Source organism: Vibrio ordalii ATCC 33509, from assembly GCA_000257205.1.
GTDB classification, from domain to species: domain Bacteria; phylum Pseudomonadota; class Gammaproteobacteria; order Enterobacterales; family Vibrionaceae; genus Vibrio; species Vibrio ordalii.
The window spans coordinates 1-15,221 of the sequence record AEZC01000172.1 but is presented as its reverse complement, the minus strand read 5'-3'; the positions used below and the strand labels follow the sequence as shown (position 1 = coordinate 15,221).

Below are 15,221 nucleotides of genomic sequence, written 5' to 3'. Positions count from 1 at the left end.
TGCAATACTAAGCCCACATTTTATTGCTTTTGGTATGGTGTTTATGTCTGCTGTTGACAATGACGGCTATAGTGCTGGTGAAGAACGGGCGAATGCACTGAGTCATGGTTTGGGGTTATTGCTTAGTTTTGTCGGTTTAGTCTTGCTGCTGATCAAGGCAACAAGTGCGCAGGCCGATGCATTGACTTATATCAGCATGAGTCTCTATGGTGGCAGCATGATAGCGTTATTCCTTGCTTCAACGCTCTATCACTCCGTTGCGACACCGAAAGCCAAGCGCTGGTTAAAAACGTTTGATCACTGTGCCATTTATCTACTGATTGCCGGAAGTTACACACCCTTTTTGTTGGTTAGCCTTCGCACACCTTTGGCGATAGGGCTTATGGTGGTGATTTGGTTGTTGGCGCTGCTCGGCATCATCATGAAAATTGCCTTTGTCTACCGTTTTAAAAAGTTCTCACTAGTCACTTATCTGGCGATGGGGTGGTTATCCTTGGTTGTGATCTACCAACTGGCTCTCAATATTGAGGTCGGTGGTTTGGTGCTACTCGCCGTTGGTGGTTTGATCTATTCGCTCGGGGTAACTTTTTATGTAGCGAAACGCATTCCCTATAACCATGCGATTTGGCATTTATTCGTGCTAGGTGGCAGTGCTTGTCACTTTTTTGCGGTTTATCTTTTTGTTCACCCTGTAAGCGCTTAACGCATCTCAATGCGTTCGATGTTCGCCTAGCTGGTGGTGATAGATAGCGACCAGCATCATCATAACCAGTTGTATATTCATTTAACGTCGCCAAAATGCAGGAAAAAACAGAACGATAATCGTCAAAATTTCTAAACGCCCCATCAACATTCCTAAGCTCAGAACCCACTTTGCTGCGTCAGGCAGTGGTGCGAAATTACCCGTTGGGCCAATCACCGAGCCCATTCCAGGACCAACGTTGGCCACTGCGGTGATGGAACCTGAAATGCTGGTGACAGGGTCAAGGCCCATTGCACTGAGCGTGCCGGCTATAGCTATGACAGTGATGAAAAAGGTCAAACCAAAAGCCACAACAGAGCGAACAATATCATCATTAACCGGACGATTATTATAGCGCTGTACAAAAATGCCCGAGGGATGAACCAACTTCATAATTTGTTTATTGAGCAGCGTCATCGCAATTTGGAAGCGGAATACTTTAATCCCGCCAGAGGTTGAGCCGGAGCAGGCTCCAGCTGCCATTAAGAAGATGAACAGTGTACTTGGCAGTGCGCCCCAAGCGGTAAAATCTTCTAAACCGTAACCTGTGGTGGTGACCACTGAAACGATATTAAACATCGCCACTCGCAGGGCATCCAGCCAGTGGTAGCCTAGTTTGAGATTCAGCCACAATGCAATGATGAGACTGGCAATTAAGAAAAGATAAGCAAATCCGCGAACTTGTGCGTCTTTTATGATCACTTTGATATTTTGTTTACGTGCTGCGGCGACAAACAGTAGAAAGGGCAAGCCCCCCAAAAACATAAACAGCGTTGCTACCCAATGCGCACCATTTGAAAAGTGGTTCATCGAACCATCGGAGGTGGAATATCCGCCAGTTGATAAGGTGGTGAACGAGTGGTTGATTGCTTCAAAAAACGTCATACCAGTGAGGATATAGCCAATCAAGCACAGTAAGGTCAGCACCAAATAGACCAGCACAATATTTTTCGCGACAGTTTTGGCGCGTGGGCTACTTTTATCGGACCAATCAGATGATTCGGTTTGGAACAATTTCATCCCACCCACATTAAGCATTGGTAATACCGCTACCGCCATTACGATAAACCCAACCCCACCAAGCCATTGCAGGATAGAACGCCATAACAAGATGCTGGGCGGCATATTATCCAGGCCACTGAGTACCGTTGAACCTGTAGTTGTTAGCCCTGACATGGTTTCAAAGTAGGCGTCGGTAAAGCTGATGTGGTTGATAAAGACGAAAGGGAGCGCCGCGAAAGCACTGGCAACCGTCCACACTAAACTGGTGATGAGAAACATATCGCGCACGCTGAGCTTAAAGTGCGCGGTACGCCCTAAGCTTAAGCAGATAAAGGCGACAATATGAGTGATGATGACCGCTTGAGCAAAATCAAGGAAGCCACCGGTACCGGTAAAAAAAGCCACCAGTGTCGGTACATACATAAATAGGGCAAGCTTAGACAGCACGAGTCCTATAACGAATGAAATGGGGCGTAAATTCAGCATGACGCCAGTGACCTATAGGAAGAATGGGCTAGGTTGGAACAAGGTTTCTACATCGGTCACGTACTTTTTATCCACTAAGAACATCACCACGTGATCATCTTGCTCGATAATGGTGCGGTCATGGGCGATTAACACCTCTTCGCCGCGCACAATCGCGCCAATGGTTGTGCCTGGTGGTAGTTTAATATCACCCACTGCGCGTCCGACCACTTTAGAGGTGTTTTGATCGCCATGTGCAATTGCCTCAATCGCTTCAGCCGCGCCACGGCGTAGCGAAGAGACGTTGACGATATCAGCACGACGTACGTGAGTCAGTAGTGCGGAAATGGTGGCTTGTTGGGGTGAAATCGCGACATCAATCACGCCGCCTTGTACGAGGTCGACATATGCGCCACGCTGGATAAGTACCATCACTTTTTTCGCGCCCATACGTTTAGCGAGCATGGCCGACATGATGTTGGTTTCATCTTCGTTAGTCAGCACAATAAATACATCGACTTGGTCGATGTTCTCTTCGGCTAGCAGCTCTTGGTCCGCAGCATCACCACAAAATACAATGGTGTTTTCTAACTCTTCCGATAACTGCTCTGCACGTGGGTAATTACGCTCAATCAGTTTAACGCTGTAGTTGTGCTCTAAACGTTTGGCTAAGCTTGCCCCAATGTTACCCCCGCCAACAATCATGATACGGCGATAGGTTTTTTCCAGCCGCTGTAGCTCACTCATGACCGAGCGAATATGATTACTGGCTGCCACGAAGAACACTTCATCGTCAGCTTCAATAATGGTGGTGCCTTGCGGGCGAATTGGCCGACCTTGGCGGAAAATGGCTGCGACGCGGGTATCAATGTGTGGCATGTGTTCACGTAGCGCAGAGATGGCATTACCAACCAGTGGCCCGCCGTAGTAGGCTTTCACGGCCACTAGACTTACTTTTTCTTCGGCAAAACTCACCACTTGCAGTGCGCCAGGGTATTGGATCAACCGTTCAATATAGCTCGTCACTAGCTCTTCAGGGGCAATGAGGTGATCCACCGGGATTGCACCTGACTGAAACAACGTCTCTTTTTCAAGCAGATATTCAGGAGAACGAATACGCGCAATTCGATTGGGCGTATTAAACAAAGAGAATGCCACCTGACATGCTGCCATGTTGGTTTCGTCGGTATTGGTGACCGCAACCAGCATGTCTGCGTCCTGTGCGCCCGCTTCACGCAGTACATCAGGGTGGCTGGCATGACCATTAATCACCCGCAAATCGTACTTGTCTTGCAGCTCGCGCAAGCGATCACTATTTTTGTCGACAATGGTGATGTCATTGTTCTCGCCGACCAAGTTTTCTGCCAGTGTGCCACCGACCTGACCTGCACCAAGAATAATGATTTTCATACTCTGTTCTCTTTTGCTACCTGCCGAATATCGGCCACTGAAAAGGCAGCAATAATGCTGCCAATGTGCGTCGAATTTACGCTTGTTTGGTTAATACTGCGTAGTAAAAACCGTCCATATCTTCTTCTCCGGGGAGTATCTGACGCCCCGGCTGCTCACGATCGGAACCCACTAATTGAGCGTTATGAGTTCGTTCTAAGAAGGCTTTGACCTGCAAGCTGTTTTCTTGTGGAGTGACTGAGCAGGTTGCGTAAACCATAGTGCCACCGACTTTTAATTGCTTCCACATTGCGTCCAGTATTTCGCTTTGTAATTGAGCCAATGCCTCAATATCGCTACCACGACGTAGCCATTTGATGTCTGGATGACGGCGAATAACCCCAGTGGCAGAGCAAGGTGCATCTAATAAAATTCGGTCAAACTGTTCGCCATGCCACCACTCTTCAGGATAACGAGCATCACCGCAGATCACATCAGCGCGAAGTTGCAGGCGTTCCAAGTTGTCATAGACGCGTTCAAGGCGGGTTGCATCGCTGTCAATCGCAACCACTTCAGTATCATGTGTGTGCTCCAGGATGTGCGCGGTTTTACCCCCTGGGGCGGCGCAGCAATCTAAAATCAGCTCGCCTGCTTTAGGTTGAAGGTAGTCAATCGCTAGCTGCGCAGCGGCATCTTGCACCGATACCCAACCACGATCAAAACCGGGTAAAAGCGTTACATCGCAAGGTACAGCGAGTTTTATTGCGTCGGCGGCGTGAGAGTGCACGCTGCACTCGATATTTTCGCTAGCTAGTAGTGCAAGATATTCATCACGAGTGTGGTGCTGACGGTTGACGCGTAACCACATTGGCGCTTTTTGGTTGTTGGCTTGCACAACCGTTTCCCACTGTTCTGGGTACGCTTGTTGTAACAGTTTAAGTAGCCAACTTGGGTGGCCATATTTGCCTGCGTTGTGGCTAACGGCGATAGCGTCCAGTGCTTCTTGATCGCGCAAGTAGTTGCGCAATACGGCGTTGATGAGCCCACCTAAATTTTCACCGCGCAATGTTTTGGTGCCTTCAACCGTCTCGGCTACTGCGGCGTGAGCGGGAATGCGCATAAAACTCAACTGGTAGATGCCAACTAAAATAAGATGGTGAAAAACCCGCTTTTTCCCTTTCAGTGGGTTGTCCATTAGCTCATTGGCAATTGATTCCAAACGAGGCAAATAACGCAAAGCCCCATAACAGATCTCTTGCAACAGAGCGTGGTCTCTTGGGCGGATGGTTTTTTGCGCCGCAGGAAGTGCGTGAGAAAGTGAGTGGCCTTTATCAACCACTTGAAACAACACGTTAGCCGCAGCTGCGCGAACATTCATAGAAGTACCGACTTTAAATAAATGAAAATCAATGAGGGCATCTCTGCCCTCGTTAAGGTTTAGCTAAGTTGTGTGCCGACTTCAAACCAGCTTGCGCGCGAATTGAGAATGTCTTGCACTGACATCGCTTTTTTGCCCGGTACCTGCAACTGCTCAAGCACCAGTAAGCCGTTGCCGGTTGCCACATAAATACCCGATTTATCGGCTTGAACAATCGTGCCTGCAGGGTGGTCGCTGGTTTGTGCTTCAACGCGACTTTGCCACACTTTAATGCTGTTCTCAGCCACATCAAAATGGCTCATTGGCCATGGATTAAAAGCACGCACGCAGCGTTCAATAAAAGCAGCATCCGCTGACCAATCGATTTTGGCTTCTTCTTTGCTAAGTTTTTGTGCGTAGTTGGCCAATGTATCATCTTGTTGAGTGGCAATCGCTTTGCCACTGGCGATATCGGCGATGCATTCTACCAACGCTTGTGGACCTAACTCGGCCAGTTTGTCATACATAGAAGCGCTGGTGTCTGTTGCTTCAATCGGCAGCTTAGTAATTTTGAGCATATCGCCCGTATCTAGGCCGACATCCATTTGCATGATGGTTACACCCGTTTCGCTGTCTCCCGCCCAGATCGAGCGTTGGATCGGTGCGGCACCACGCCAACGTGGCAGAATGGAACCGTGTACGTTAATACAGCCAAGCCTTGGCATATCAAGTACGGCCTTAGGTAGCAGTAATCCGTAGGCGACCACTACCATTAAATCTGCGTTGAGATCGGCGAGCGCTTGCTTGGCTTCGTCGCTCTTAAAGTTCTCTGGTTGATACACAGCAATATTGTGCTCAACGGCCATCTGTTTCACTGGACTGGCGGTCAGTTTTTTACCGCGTCCTGCCGGGCTATCGGGCTTAGTGTACACCGCGATAACCTCATGCTCCGAAGACAACAACGCCGCCAAATGACGGGCGGAGAAGTCCGGAGTACCTGCAAACACAATGCGTAATGATTGGCTCAAGGTAACCTCACTTAAGTTAGTTTTTTTCGTTATAGCGTTTGATTTTTTCTAGCTTATCTCTAATACGCTTACGCTTTAATGGCGAAAGGTAATCCACAAACAATTTGCCTTGTAAGTGATCAAGCTCGTGTTGAACACAAATAGCTAAAAGGTCATCCGCTTCAAATGAGAATTCGTTGCCATTACGATCTAACGCTTTGACTGTGATTTCTGCTGCGCGAGGAACAAGGGCGCGTGAGCCCGGGACCGACAGACAGCCTTCTTCAATGCCATCTTCACCGCGTTTCTCTAAAATTTCAGGGTTAATCAGAACCATTGGCTGGTCGCGATTCTCTGAAATATCGATCACAACGATGCGTTGGTGAATATCGACTTGCGTTGCGGCAAGGCCGATACCGTCCTCGTCGTACATAGTTTCAATCATGTCATCGACGATTTTTTGGATCTCAGGTGTCACTTTCTCTACCGGTTTTGCCACGGTACGAAGACGATCATCTGGGAATGTTAATACTTGTAATACAGACATATACACTCTAAATATTGAACTGTGCCGAAACAGCTTAAAGCTTGTTGGCTCAATTCTAGACATTTTATGACCCAAATGACAGCATCGAAATGTTAATAATCTGATTCATCCTTACTTATTTCGGCCAAGGAACAGAGGTCATGTCACGATTTCTTCGTTATTTAGTGTGTGCTTTTTTACCGTTGTCACTGGTCGTTAATGCTTCGGCGGCGCAAGACACGGCGCTCCTCACCGTCAAAGCAAATGCCCCGCAGACATACACGGTCGTCAAAGGAGATACCTTGTGGGATATTTCTGCGCTCTATCTTGATAACCCATGGTTGTGGCCACGTTTATGGCAAATTAACCCAGAGATCGATAATCCGCATTTGATTTATCCCGGAGATAAGCTGACCTTAGTCTGGCGTAACGGACAGCCAGTGCTGAGTTTAAAGCCTGTGATCAAGTTGAGTCCGAAAGTGCGCGTGCTTGAGAAAAAAGCGGTTCCGACGGTGCAAGAGGGATTAGTGTTGCCGTATCTGCATACGGATCGCTTACTGGATAAGCAAGCATTACAAGAGAGCCAGCGTGTGCTCGGTGCCAGCGACGGTAAGCAATATCTGACGGCGCAAGATACGCTCTACATAAGCGAGCAACAGACTCATCCCAAATGGGGCATTTATCGTGAAATCGCTGAGTTTTCTCGTCATGATGCCGCCGCGAAAAATAAAACCATGGCGGCTTTGCGTTTGATTGCTACTGGTGAATTGGTCTCCGCCGATGAGGCTTTTAGCGGGCTAACCATCACCGCACAGCAACAAGAGATAAGAGTCAATGATATTGCCCTACCTGAAGTGGGCGTCGAAACCTTAACGCTTTCAACCACTTTTTTCCCATCGCCATCGCTACTACAAGCTGAAACGCATATCCTAGGATCGTTGGAGGGTAGTGAGTATTCGGCGCAGAATCAGGTAGTTGTGATCGATAAAGGCCTTGCAGATCAACTGCGTCAAGGGACGATGTTTGATTTGATTCAAGCCGGTTCTAAAGTGTCTGGAAAGAAAGGACAGCACCAACATAACCTTGATGAAACCCTGCAATTACCAAGCAGCTTGGTGGGCAGTTTGATGGTCATTCGACCTTATGAACATTTTAGTTTGGCTTTGATTACCGATAGCCGCGTGCCGATTGGTAAAAGTGTAATCGCGGTTTCGCCGCTCAAACCAGAGCTAACAATCGAGCCAAATGAACAAGCCGATACGGACTCGGTGGTTAAGGATGATACCGCAAGCTGATGGAGCAGAACGAATTAGCGGCGTGGCTAGCATTCAGCTTTGTGCCAAAATTGGGTGGCAAGAAACTTTCTCGCCTTGCTAGCGTCGCTTCTCTTGCTCATTTAATTGACTATTCCGAGCGGGAGTTAGCTGCGCTGGGTCTAGTTCAAGAGCAAATCCGCTATCTGCGCGAGACGGCCCCTCAAGAAGTTGAAGAATGCCTAAGTTGGCAGCAAGCTAATGAGTCTCATCACATCCTTACTCCATTTTGCGATGGTTACCCTTCTTTACTAAAAGAAATTGCTACCGCACCTCCGGTTTTATTTGTCAAAGGACGAATAACAGCACTCTCTGATCCGCAAATGGCGATCGTCGGCAGTCGTAATGCGAGCCCTGATGGCCAACGAGTTGCTCATCAGTTTGCGCGAGAATTTGTGCAACAGGGCTTGCTTGTCACCAGTGGTTTGGCATTAGGTATTGATGGACATGCTCATGACGGTGCGTTGCAAGCGGGTGGTGAGACGATAGCCGTGCTCGGTTCTGGCCTTGAATCTATTTACCCAGCGCGACATAAAAAATTAGCGCAACGGGTGATGGAAAGCGGAGCATTAGTCTCGGAATTTCGTCCCAAAGCCAAACCAAGGCCAGATAACTTTCCGCGGCGCAATCGCATTATCAGCGGGTTAGAGGTTGGTGTTTTAGTGGTGGAAGCGGCGGAGAAAAGTGGCTCGTTGATCACGGCTCGCTATGCGGCTGAGCAAGGGCGAGATGTGTTTGTTATTCCGGGCTCAATTGCCAACCCAAATTGCCACGGTAGTAATCAACTTATTCGTTGTGGGGCGTGCTTGGTGCAAAACAGTGAACAAGTATTATCTGAAATCGGCACCTTAGTAGACTGGTCATTGCGCCAAAAGCAGCCTCAACCTGATTTATTTTCTGTACAGAGCGATCAGCAATTGCCATTTGCTGAACTGTTAGCTAACGTAGGAGTAGAGGCTACGCCTGTTGATATTCTTGCGAGCAGGACCGATACACCTGTCCATGAAGTCATGATGCAGCTTTTAGAGCTTGAGCTTTCAGGTCATGTTGTTGCCGTTTCTGGCGGCTATATTCGTAAAGGGAAGGGTTAGCTATGATGATGGATATATTGATGTATCTATTTGAAACCTACGTCCATAGCGATGTAGATTTGCAAGTCGATCAAGATGAGCTTGAAGATGAATTACTTCGAGCCGGTTTTCACCAGAAAGATATCTATAAGGCCTTGAATTGGTTAGAAGAGCTTGCAGCATTGCAACAAAGCGATGCTCATTCAGCGATGGCAACCAGTGCGGCGACTTCAATGCGGATGTTCACAGCACAAGAGATGGACAGGCTGGATCTTGAAAGCCGAGGTTTTTTATTGTTCCTTGAACAAGTGAAAGTATTAACCCCTGAAATTCGTGAAATGGTGATTGATCGAGTGATGGGCTTAGAAACCAATGAATTTGAATTGGATGACTTGAAGTGGATCATTTTGATGGTGCTATTTAATGTTACGGGAAATGAAAATGCTTACACGCTTATGGAAGAGCTGCTATACACCAAAGATCAAGGTATTTTGCATTGATTGCAGCCGTTCGTTTAGTTGAGCATTATGAGTCGTAAAACTGAGTCCCCCCTTTTTTCTGCGCATGGACAAGCGCTGCAGCATGAGCCTTGTCCGCAATGTGGTGGCCAATTACAGCTTCGTCAGGGTAAGCATGGGCTGTTTTTAGGCTGTAACCATTATCCCAATTGTGACTATATTAAGCCGCTGCAGCAAAATGATGGTCATATCGTTAAGGAGTTGGGTGTGCCATGCCCAGAGTGTGGCCATGAATTAGTGTTACGCCAAGGTCGTTATGGCATGTTTATCGGGTGTAGCCATTATCCGCATTGCCACCATATCCAAGATACAGATTCCCCTGCAGACAATGTCCCTCAGTCAAAACAGCTTTGTCCTGAATGTTTGAAAGGCCATTTAGTGGAGCGAAAAACGCGCCATGGTAAAACTTTTAATGCTTGCGATAATTACCCTAAATGCAAGTTTGCCCTCAATCAGCAACCTGTTGCCGGTAAATGCGAAAAATGTGGGTTTGGATTATTGATAGAGAAAAAACTCGCCAGTGGTATCAAGCTGCAATGTGCTGATCGAAAATGTGGTCATATTCAATCCGCCACAGAGTAAAGCGACGGCATATGAAAATGGCACATTGAACGTGCCATTTTTTATCCGTATTTATCGTCAATTAGGTTTGTTTTAGAGAGTCGGCTTGAGCGCTTGAACAAAATGGTGCAAGGCTGGATACGTTGTCGCATCAAGCACTTCAGCCAAGCAACAGAGCGTTCGTTGCAACTGCGCGTTGTAATCTGCACTGACATTAATATGGCCCATTTTGCGCCCAGCACGTTTCTCTTTGCCATACCAATGAATGTGGCAGCCTTCAATCGTCATCACGGCTTCTGGTAAATTGTCCTCACCCAAAATATTAATCATCGCGGTTGGGCGAAGTAACTTCGTGCTGCCTAAAGGTAAGCCACATACTGCGCGAAGGTGATTCTCAAATTGGCAGGTTTCTGCGCCTTGCTGTGTCCAGTGACCAGAGTTATGGACTCGTGGTGCAATTTCATTCACCAACAATGTTCCCTGCACATCAAAAAACTCGAGCGCTAGCACACCGACATAATTGAGACGAGCGGCAACCGAGGCAAACATCGACAGTGCTTGTTCTTGCAAGGCTGGGTCATCTATCGCTGTTGATAAACTCAGTACACCGTTAATGTGCACATTTTCTGCCAGCGGGTAAACCGCGATGCTGCCATCTTTGGCACGCGCGCCGACTAACGAGACTTCACGATCAAAGGGAACAAACTGCTCTGCCACTATCGCTTGAGTCGGAGTGGCTTGGATGCAGGCTTCCATTTCTGGCCAAATGAGCTCTGCTTGTGAAGCTTCTTTTAAACGCCATTGACCCTTTCCGTCATAGCCACCCAGTGCACTTTTTAGAACCATAGGCAGGCCGATGTTAGTTATCGCGGCATCTAAATCTTCACGAGTATTAATCACAAAGTATTGGGCATTTTTTGCGTTGGCTTCATCGAGTAGCGCTTTTTCAAGACGGCGATCGCCTCCGGCTTTAATGGCTTCGACACTAGGAAGAAACTTACCACTTTGCTCACAAACAGTGAGGATTTCATGGGGAATATGCTCAAATTCAGCGGTAATGACATCCGCTTGTTTGATCGCATTGTTTAAACCGTGACCAGTGATGTGTAATGTCAAAGGATGGACGATGTTACCGCTGCCCACATCAAAAGCGGAGATTTGAATGTTCAGAGGAGCGCCAGCCAGCGCCATCATGCGTGCCAGTTGCCCAGCGCCCAAGACTAAAACATGCATAGTATCAATCCTCTGCAGGGTTAGGGTGGCTCAACACCGCTTCAGTTTGTGCTAAACGAAATGCTTCCACTTTTGCCATGACGGCCTCATCACTGGTGCCGATGATTTGCGCGGCAAGCAGCCCAGCATTGGCCGCGCCTGCTTCTCCAATAGCTAAGGTGCCCACCGCAATCCCTTTTGGCATTTGCACAATCGAGAGTAAAGAGTCCATCCCTTTGAGTGCTTTTGACTGAACGGGAACGCCAAGTACCGGCAAGCTAGTAAACGCTGCCGTCATGCCCGGCAGGTGTGCGGCTCCGCCTGCGCCAGCTATGATGACTTTAAGGCCGCGTTCTCTTGCGCTGGTGGCGTAATCGGCAAGAAGTTGAGGTGTGCGGTGAGCAGAGACAACTTTGGTTTCGTATGCCACACCAAATTGATCCAACATGTCAGCAGCTAGCTTCATTGTGGGCCAATCGGATTTTGAACCCATGATAATTCCGACTTTCATCTCAAACTCCTTAATACTTCTAAAAATGGGGTGAGCGGGATAATTTGCGCGCATTATACGAGTATTTTTTCCTTAGGAAAACGTTTGCGTCAGCTTAATTGTGCAATTGATACATTTTATAAACAAATAGCTTTAGCCAGTTTTCAACGAAGTTTGTACACTTAGCCGCACTGTATTAAAGAAACCGATGGACAGTTTTTGTGAATAACTTTGAACACACTTTGCAGGCTCTACGTGACGGTGAAGTAATTGCCTACCCAACGGAAGGCGTGTTTGGGGTTGGGTGTGACCCAGATAACCCGCAAGCCATTCAGAAGCTCTTAGCGCTCAAGCAGCGTCCTGTGGAAAAGGGGTTGATTTTAATTGCGGCCTCTTACGAACAATTGCTTCCTTATATTGATGAGAGCCAGTTGACATCAGAGCAGATCGCACGAGTACATGCCACTTGGCCTGGCCCTGTGACATGGATAATGCCGACCAGTGATAAAGTCTCTACTTGGGTGAGTGGACAATTTGATTCGATAGCCGTACGTGTAACAGATCATCCTTTAGTGCAAAAGCTATGCAATGCGTTTGGAAAACCATTAACCTCGACCAGTGCGAATTTAAGTGGTCTTGCACCTTGCCTGACAACGGAAGAAGTTGAATCGCAATTGGGTGAGCAACTGGTTGCGATTTTAGATGGTCAAACCGGTGGTCGAAATAAGCCCAGTGAAATTCGTGACGCGAAAACCTCACAAGTATTAAGACAGGGTTAACCCTGCTAAGGAAGTAAGCGATGCCAACCATTGATAAGCAAGCCGTCAAACAATTTTTGCTTGAGCTGCAAGACTCCATTTGCCAGCAACTTGAACAAGCGGATGGCCAAGCACTGTTTGAAGAAGATGCATGGCATCGCGAACCGAGTGAGCGTTTGGGGGGCGGTGGGCGAACTCGAGTGATGAAAGAAGGCCGTGTTTTTGAACAAGGCGGCGTGAATTTCTCGCATGTGCAAGGGCAGCAAATGCCCGCTTCAGCAACCGCGCATCGCCCTGAATTAGCTGGACGTCATTTTGAAGCGATGGGGGTTTCTTTGGTGATGCATCCAAACAATCCCTATGTTCCGACTTCTCACGCCAATGTTCGTTTCTTCATTGCTGAAAAAGAAGGCGAAGATCCTATCTGGTGGTTTGGCGGAGGATTTGACTTAACGCCTTTCTATCCGTTTGAAGAAGATGCTCAATCATGGCATGCCACAGCGAAAGCACTGTGTGTTCCTTTTGGTGAAAAAGTGTATGCCGAACATAAATCGTGGTGCGATGAGTATTTCTTCCTCCCTCATCGTAATGAAACGCGCGGTATTGGTGGCCTATTTTTCGATGATTTAAACGCTTGGGGATTTGAGCGCTGTTTTGCTTATATGCAAGCTGTCGGTAAAGGATACACCGCTGCGTATTTGCCGATTGTTGAACGTCGTCAAGCGATGGAGTACGGTGACAGAGAGCGCCAGTTTCAACTTTATCGCCGTGGTCGCTATGTAGAGTTCAACTTAGTGTATGATCGCGGCACATTGTTTGGTTTGCAAAGTGGCGGTCGAACGGAATCGATTTTAATGTCGATGCCGCCATTAGCTCGTTGGCAATATCGTTATCAAGCGGAAGAGGGCAGCGCAGAAGCGAAATTAAACACCTTCTTGCTGCCGAGGGAGTGGTGACCGCGGTACATTTTCAATGATAGGGGCGCCGAGGTGGCCCTGTTAATTATCGAGAGGTAAGGATATGGCTCAGCACATTGATCAATATGCAGTATTTGGTAATCCGATTGGACACAGTAAGTCGCCGATGATCCACACACTTTTTGCGCGGCAAACCAGTCAGGAAATGCACTATACCGCTCAACTCGCGGCTCTAGATGGCTTTAAACAAGCGGCTGAAACCTTTTTTGCCTCCGGTGGCCGAGGGTGCAACATTACCGTGCCTTTTAAAGAAGAAGCGTATCAGTTTGCGGATCGATTAACCGAGCGAGCTCAACTTGCAGGCGCGGTCAATACACTGAAAAAATTAGATGATGGCGAAATTATCGGTGATAACACCGATGGAGAAGGGCTGGTTCAAGATCTGCTTCAGTACCAAGTGCCACTACGAGATGCTTCTATTTTAGTGATTGGTGCTGGCGGCGCGGCACGCGGCGTGATTAAGCCCTTACTCGATCAGCACCCTGCAAGTATCGTGATTACCAACCGCACCTTTGCAAAAGCCGAGCTGCTCGCCACGCTTTTTAGCCCCTTTGGCGCGGTAAAAGCAATCGCGTTGGAAGAGATTAATCAACATTTTGACCTCATCATTAACTCGACCTCGGCCAGCTTGGATGGTGAATTGCCAAATATCGCTCCGACGATCTTCAGTAAGAGCAGTGTGGCCTATGACATGATGTATGGCAAAGGATTAACAACATTCAATCAGTGGGCATTAAGTCATCATTGCGCTCATGCTTATGATGGTTTGGGGATGTTGGTTGGGCAAGCTGCGGAGAGCTTTATGCTATGGCGCGGACTCAGGCCGGGTTCTCGACAAATATTGAGAGAACTGAGAAAAAATCTAGAAGGCTAATCATGAATCAAGCGATTTTATTTCCTGACCGACAAACGTGGCACTCGGCAAGCCAAAGCGTACTTTTTCCTGCTCAACACGCGGGAGCGCTGCTCGAGTGTACGGTACACAAATCAGTACTGAGCCATCTGTCTGGTGAAATGATTACTAACGGTGAGCAAGCTATTCAAGTTTTTGAACAATGGCGATTTGACCTTGAAGAGCTTGCTGAAAGCTTGATTGAAGATGAAGCGTTCAATTTAGATGGACAAATAGAGATTAAAGCTTAGTTAATGGCTTTCTTTGACACTCGTAAGATAGTCATTTTTGTTCTGCACATAGTTGTCGGAAGATTTAAGCAAAAAAGCTCGCTCTTTATCTGTTAGCGGGCGGATCTGTTTCACTGGGGAGCCTACATAAAGATAGCCGCTAACCAATACCTTGTTTGGTGGCACTAAACTGCCAGCTCCAACCATCACCTCCGATTCAATGACTACACCATCGAGCACAATTGCTCCCATGCCAATTAAGACTCGATCATGGATTACGCAACCATGCAGCATCACTTTATGGCCAATTGTGACGTCATCGCCAATGATAAGTGGAAAACCATCCGGGTTTTCGGTGTTTTTATGAGTCACGTGCAGTACGCTGCCATCTTGAATGTTGCTACGTTGGCCAATGTGAATATGGTTTACATCGCCTCTGGCTGCAACCAATGGCCATATGCTGGAATCATCGCCTAAAACAATATCGCCAACCAACACCGAGCTACTATCTATATAGACGCGCTGTCCGATTTGTGGGGATATTCCTTTATAACTACGAATTGATGACATGCTCGTCTCCTTTAATAACTGATGCCATAAGATAAATTAAACAGAAATAGCGTCAAAACAACTCTTTTTGAATAAAAATTATCCCAACGAACAGAAAATCAAAAAAAACAGCAAAAAGAGGTTGCCAACGTGACGGCGATCT

General features: G+C 47.5%; 17 protein-coding genes. 9 read left to right on the top strand and 8 right to left on the bottom strand.

What is annotated here, in order from left to right; translation table 11 throughout:
- The first annotated feature begins 43 nt into the window (after positions 1–43).
- The gene (trhA, locus tag VOR_RS0111865; RefSeq protein ID WP_010319921.1) at positions 44–703 is read left to right on the top strand and encodes a PAQR family membrane homeostasis protein TrhA; all 660 of its coding nucleotides are present in this window, start codon (positions 44–46) and stop codon (positions 701–703) included.
- Positions 704–784: 81 nt separating this feature from the next.
- On the opposite strand, the gene VOR_RS0111860 is transcribed toward trhA, so the two are convergent.
- The 5 genes from VOR_RS0111860 to def form a co-directional block, all read right to left on the bottom strand.
- Positions 785–2,230, bottom strand: a complete 1,446-nt coding sequence (locus VOR_RS0111860; protein ID WP_010319920.1) for a TrkH family potassium uptake protein — start codon at positions 2,228–2,230, stop codon at positions 785–787.
- Between the two features lie 12 nt (positions 2,231–2,242).
- The gene (trkA, locus tag VOR_RS0111855) at positions 2,243–3,619 is read right to left on the bottom strand and encodes a Trk system potassium transporter TrkA (RefSeq protein WP_010319919.1); all 1,377 of its coding nucleotides are present in this window, start codon (positions 3,617–3,619) and stop codon (positions 2,243–2,245) included.
- Positions 3,620–3,695: 76 nt separating this feature from the next.
- Positions 3,696–4,976, bottom strand: a complete 1,281-nt coding sequence (rsmB, locus tag VOR_RS0111850; protein ID WP_010319918.1) for a 16S rRNA (cytosine(967)-C(5))-methyltransferase RsmB — start codon at positions 4,974–4,976, stop codon at positions 3,696–3,698.
- Between the two features lie 59 nt (positions 4,977–5,035).
- The gene (gene fmt / locus VOR_RS0111845) at positions 5,036–5,983 is read right to left on the bottom strand and encodes a methionyl-tRNA formyltransferase (protein ID WP_010319917.1); all 948 of its coding nucleotides are present in this window, start codon (positions 5,981–5,983) and stop codon (positions 5,036–5,038) included.
- Positions 5,984–5,999: 16 nt separating this feature from the next.
- Positions 6,000–6,509, bottom strand: a complete 510-nt coding sequence (gene def, locus VOR_RS0111840) for a peptide deformylase (RefSeq protein ID WP_010319916.1) — start codon at positions 6,507–6,509, stop codon at positions 6,000–6,002.
- A gap of 140 nt (positions 6,510–6,649) precedes the next feature.
- Here def and VOR_RS0111835 point away from each other — a divergent pair, with 140 nt between their 5' ends.
- From VOR_RS0111835 to VOR_RS0111820, 4 genes are read left to right on the top strand one after another with little or no spacing between them, the layout of a single operon-like run.
- Positions 6,650–7,783 (top strand): LysM peptidoglycan-binding domain-containing protein, encoded by a 1,134-nt coding sequence (locus tag VOR_RS0111835; RefSeq protein WP_010319915.1) that lies wholly within the window; start codon positions 6,650–6,652, stop codon positions 7,781–7,783.
- Complete coding sequence (gene dprA, locus VOR_RS0111830; RefSeq protein ID WP_010319914.1) at positions 7,783–8,892, top strand: DNA-processing protein DprA; 1,110 nt, start codon at positions 7,783–7,785, stop codon at positions 8,890–8,892. Before VOR_RS0111835 ends, dprA begins: the two co-directional genes overlap by 1 nt.
- A gap of 2 nt (positions 8,893–8,894) precedes the next feature.
- Positions 8,895–9,371, top strand: a complete 477-nt coding sequence (locus VOR_RS0111825) for a DUF494 family protein (RefSeq protein WP_033197449.1) — start codon at positions 8,895–8,897, stop codon at positions 9,369–9,371.
- Between the two features lie 27 nt (positions 9,372–9,398).
- Positions 9,399–9,971, top strand: coding sequence for a DNA topoisomerase family protein (locus VOR_RS0111820; RefSeq protein ID WP_010319912.1), 573 nt, complete (start codon positions 9,399–9,401; stop codon positions 9,969–9,971).
- A 72-nt stretch (positions 9,972–10,043) separates the two neighbouring features.
- Here VOR_RS0111820 and VOR_RS0111815 read toward each other — a convergent pair whose 3' ends face one another.
- Entirely contained in the window at positions 10,044–11,183 is a 1,140-nt protein-coding gene (locus VOR_RS0111815; RefSeq protein WP_010319911.1) for a 5-(carboxyamino)imidazole ribonucleotide synthase, read from the bottom strand.
- A 4-nt stretch (positions 11,184–11,187) separates the two neighbouring features.
- On the bottom strand, positions 11,188–11,673 hold the full coding sequence (gene purE, locus VOR_RS0111810; RefSeq protein WP_010319910.1) for a 5-(carboxyamino)imidazole ribonucleotide mutase: 486 nt from the start codon (positions 11,671–11,673) through the stop codon (positions 11,188–11,190).
- 200 nt (positions 11,674–11,873) lie between these two features.
- On the opposite strand from purE, the gene tsaC reads away from it, so the two are divergent.
- The 4 genes from tsaC to VOR_RS0111790 all read left to right on the top strand — a co-directional run bounded on the left by tsaC (position 11,874) and on the right by VOR_RS0111790 (position 14,530).
- Positions 11,874–12,431 (top strand): L-threonylcarbamoyladenylate synthase type 1 TsaC, encoded by a 558-nt coding sequence (gene tsaC / locus VOR_RS0111805; protein WP_010319909.1) that lies wholly within the window; start codon positions 11,874–11,876, stop codon positions 12,429–12,431.
- A gap of 20 nt (positions 12,432–12,451) precedes the next feature.
- The gene (gene hemF, locus VOR_RS0111800) at positions 12,452–13,366 is read left to right on the top strand and encodes an oxygen-dependent coproporphyrinogen oxidase (protein ID WP_010319908.1); all 915 of its coding nucleotides are present in this window, start codon (positions 12,452–12,454) and stop codon (positions 13,364–13,366) included.
- A 64-nt stretch (positions 13,367–13,430) separates the two neighbouring features.
- Positions 13,431–14,261 (top strand): shikimate dehydrogenase, encoded by an 831-nt coding sequence (gene aroE, locus VOR_RS0111795; RefSeq protein ID WP_010319907.1) that lies wholly within the window; start codon positions 13,431–13,433, stop codon positions 14,259–14,261.
- Positions 14,262–14,263: 2 nt separating this feature from the next.
- Positions 14,264–14,530, top strand: a complete 267-nt coding sequence (locus VOR_RS0111790) for a DUF1488 family protein (RefSeq protein ID WP_010319906.1) — start codon at positions 14,264–14,266, stop codon at positions 14,528–14,530.
- Here VOR_RS0111790 and VOR_RS0111785 read toward each other — a convergent pair whose 3' ends face one another.
- Positions 14,531–15,079, bottom strand: coding sequence for a gamma carbonic anhydrase family protein (locus tag VOR_RS0111785; RefSeq protein WP_010319905.1), 549 nt, complete (start codon positions 15,077–15,079; stop codon positions 14,531–14,533).
- Between the last annotated feature and the right edge of the window lie 142 nt (positions 15,080–15,221).

Coding starts and splice junctions, on each gene's coding strand:
- def (WP_010319916.1), bottom strand. CDS start 6,509: ATGTCTGTATTACAAGTATTAACATTCCCAGATGATCGTCTTCGTACC.
- VOR_RS0111820 (WP_010319912.1), top strand. CDS start 9,399: ATGAGTCGTAAAACTGAGTCCCCCCTTTTTTCTGCGCATGGACAAGCG.
- aroE (WP_010319907.1), top strand. CDS start 13,431: ATGGCTCAGCACATTGATCAATATGCAGTATTTGGTAATCCGATTGGA.
- VOR_RS0111790 (WP_010319906.1), top strand. CDS start 14,264: ATGAATCAAGCGATTTTATTTCCTGACCGACAAACGTGGCACTCGGCA.
- VOR_RS0111815 (WP_010319911.1), bottom strand. CDS start 11,183: ATGCATGTTTTAGTCTTGGGCGCTGGGCAACTGGCACGCATGATGGCG.
- VOR_RS0111835 (WP_010319915.1), top strand. CDS start 6,650: ATGTCACGATTTCTTCGTTATTTAGTGTGTGCTTTTTTACCGTTGTCA.
- purE (WP_010319910.1), bottom strand. CDS start 11,673: ATGAAAGTCGGAATTATCATGGGTTCAAAATCCGATTGGCCCACAATG.
- hemF (WP_010319908.1), top strand. CDS start 12,452: ATGCCAACCATTGATAAGCAAGCCGTCAAACAATTTTTGCTTGAGCTG.
- rsmB (WP_010319918.1), bottom strand. CDS start 4,976: ATGAATGTTCGCGCAGCTGCGGCTAACGTGTTGTTTCAAGTGGTTGAT.
- VOR_RS0111785 (WP_010319905.1), bottom strand. CDS start 15,079: ATGTCATCAATTCGTAGTTATAAAGGAATATCCCCACAAATCGGACAG.
- VOR_RS0111825 (WP_033197449.1), top strand. CDS start 8,895: ATGATGATGGATATATTGATGTATCTATTTGAAACCTACGTCCATAGC.
- trhA (WP_010319921.1), top strand. CDS start 44: ATGTCTGCTGTTGACAATGACGGCTATAGTGCTGGTGAAGAACGGGCG.
- dprA (WP_010319914.1), top strand. CDS start 7,783: ATGGAGCAGAACGAATTAGCGGCGTGGCTAGCATTCAGCTTTGTGCCA.
- trkA (WP_010319919.1), bottom strand. CDS start 3,619: ATGAAAATCATTATTCTTGGTGCAGGTCAGGTCGGTGGCACACTGGCA.
- VOR_RS0111860 (WP_010319920.1), bottom strand. CDS start 2,230: ATGCTGAATTTACGCCCCATTTCATTCGTTATAGGACTCGTGCTGTCT.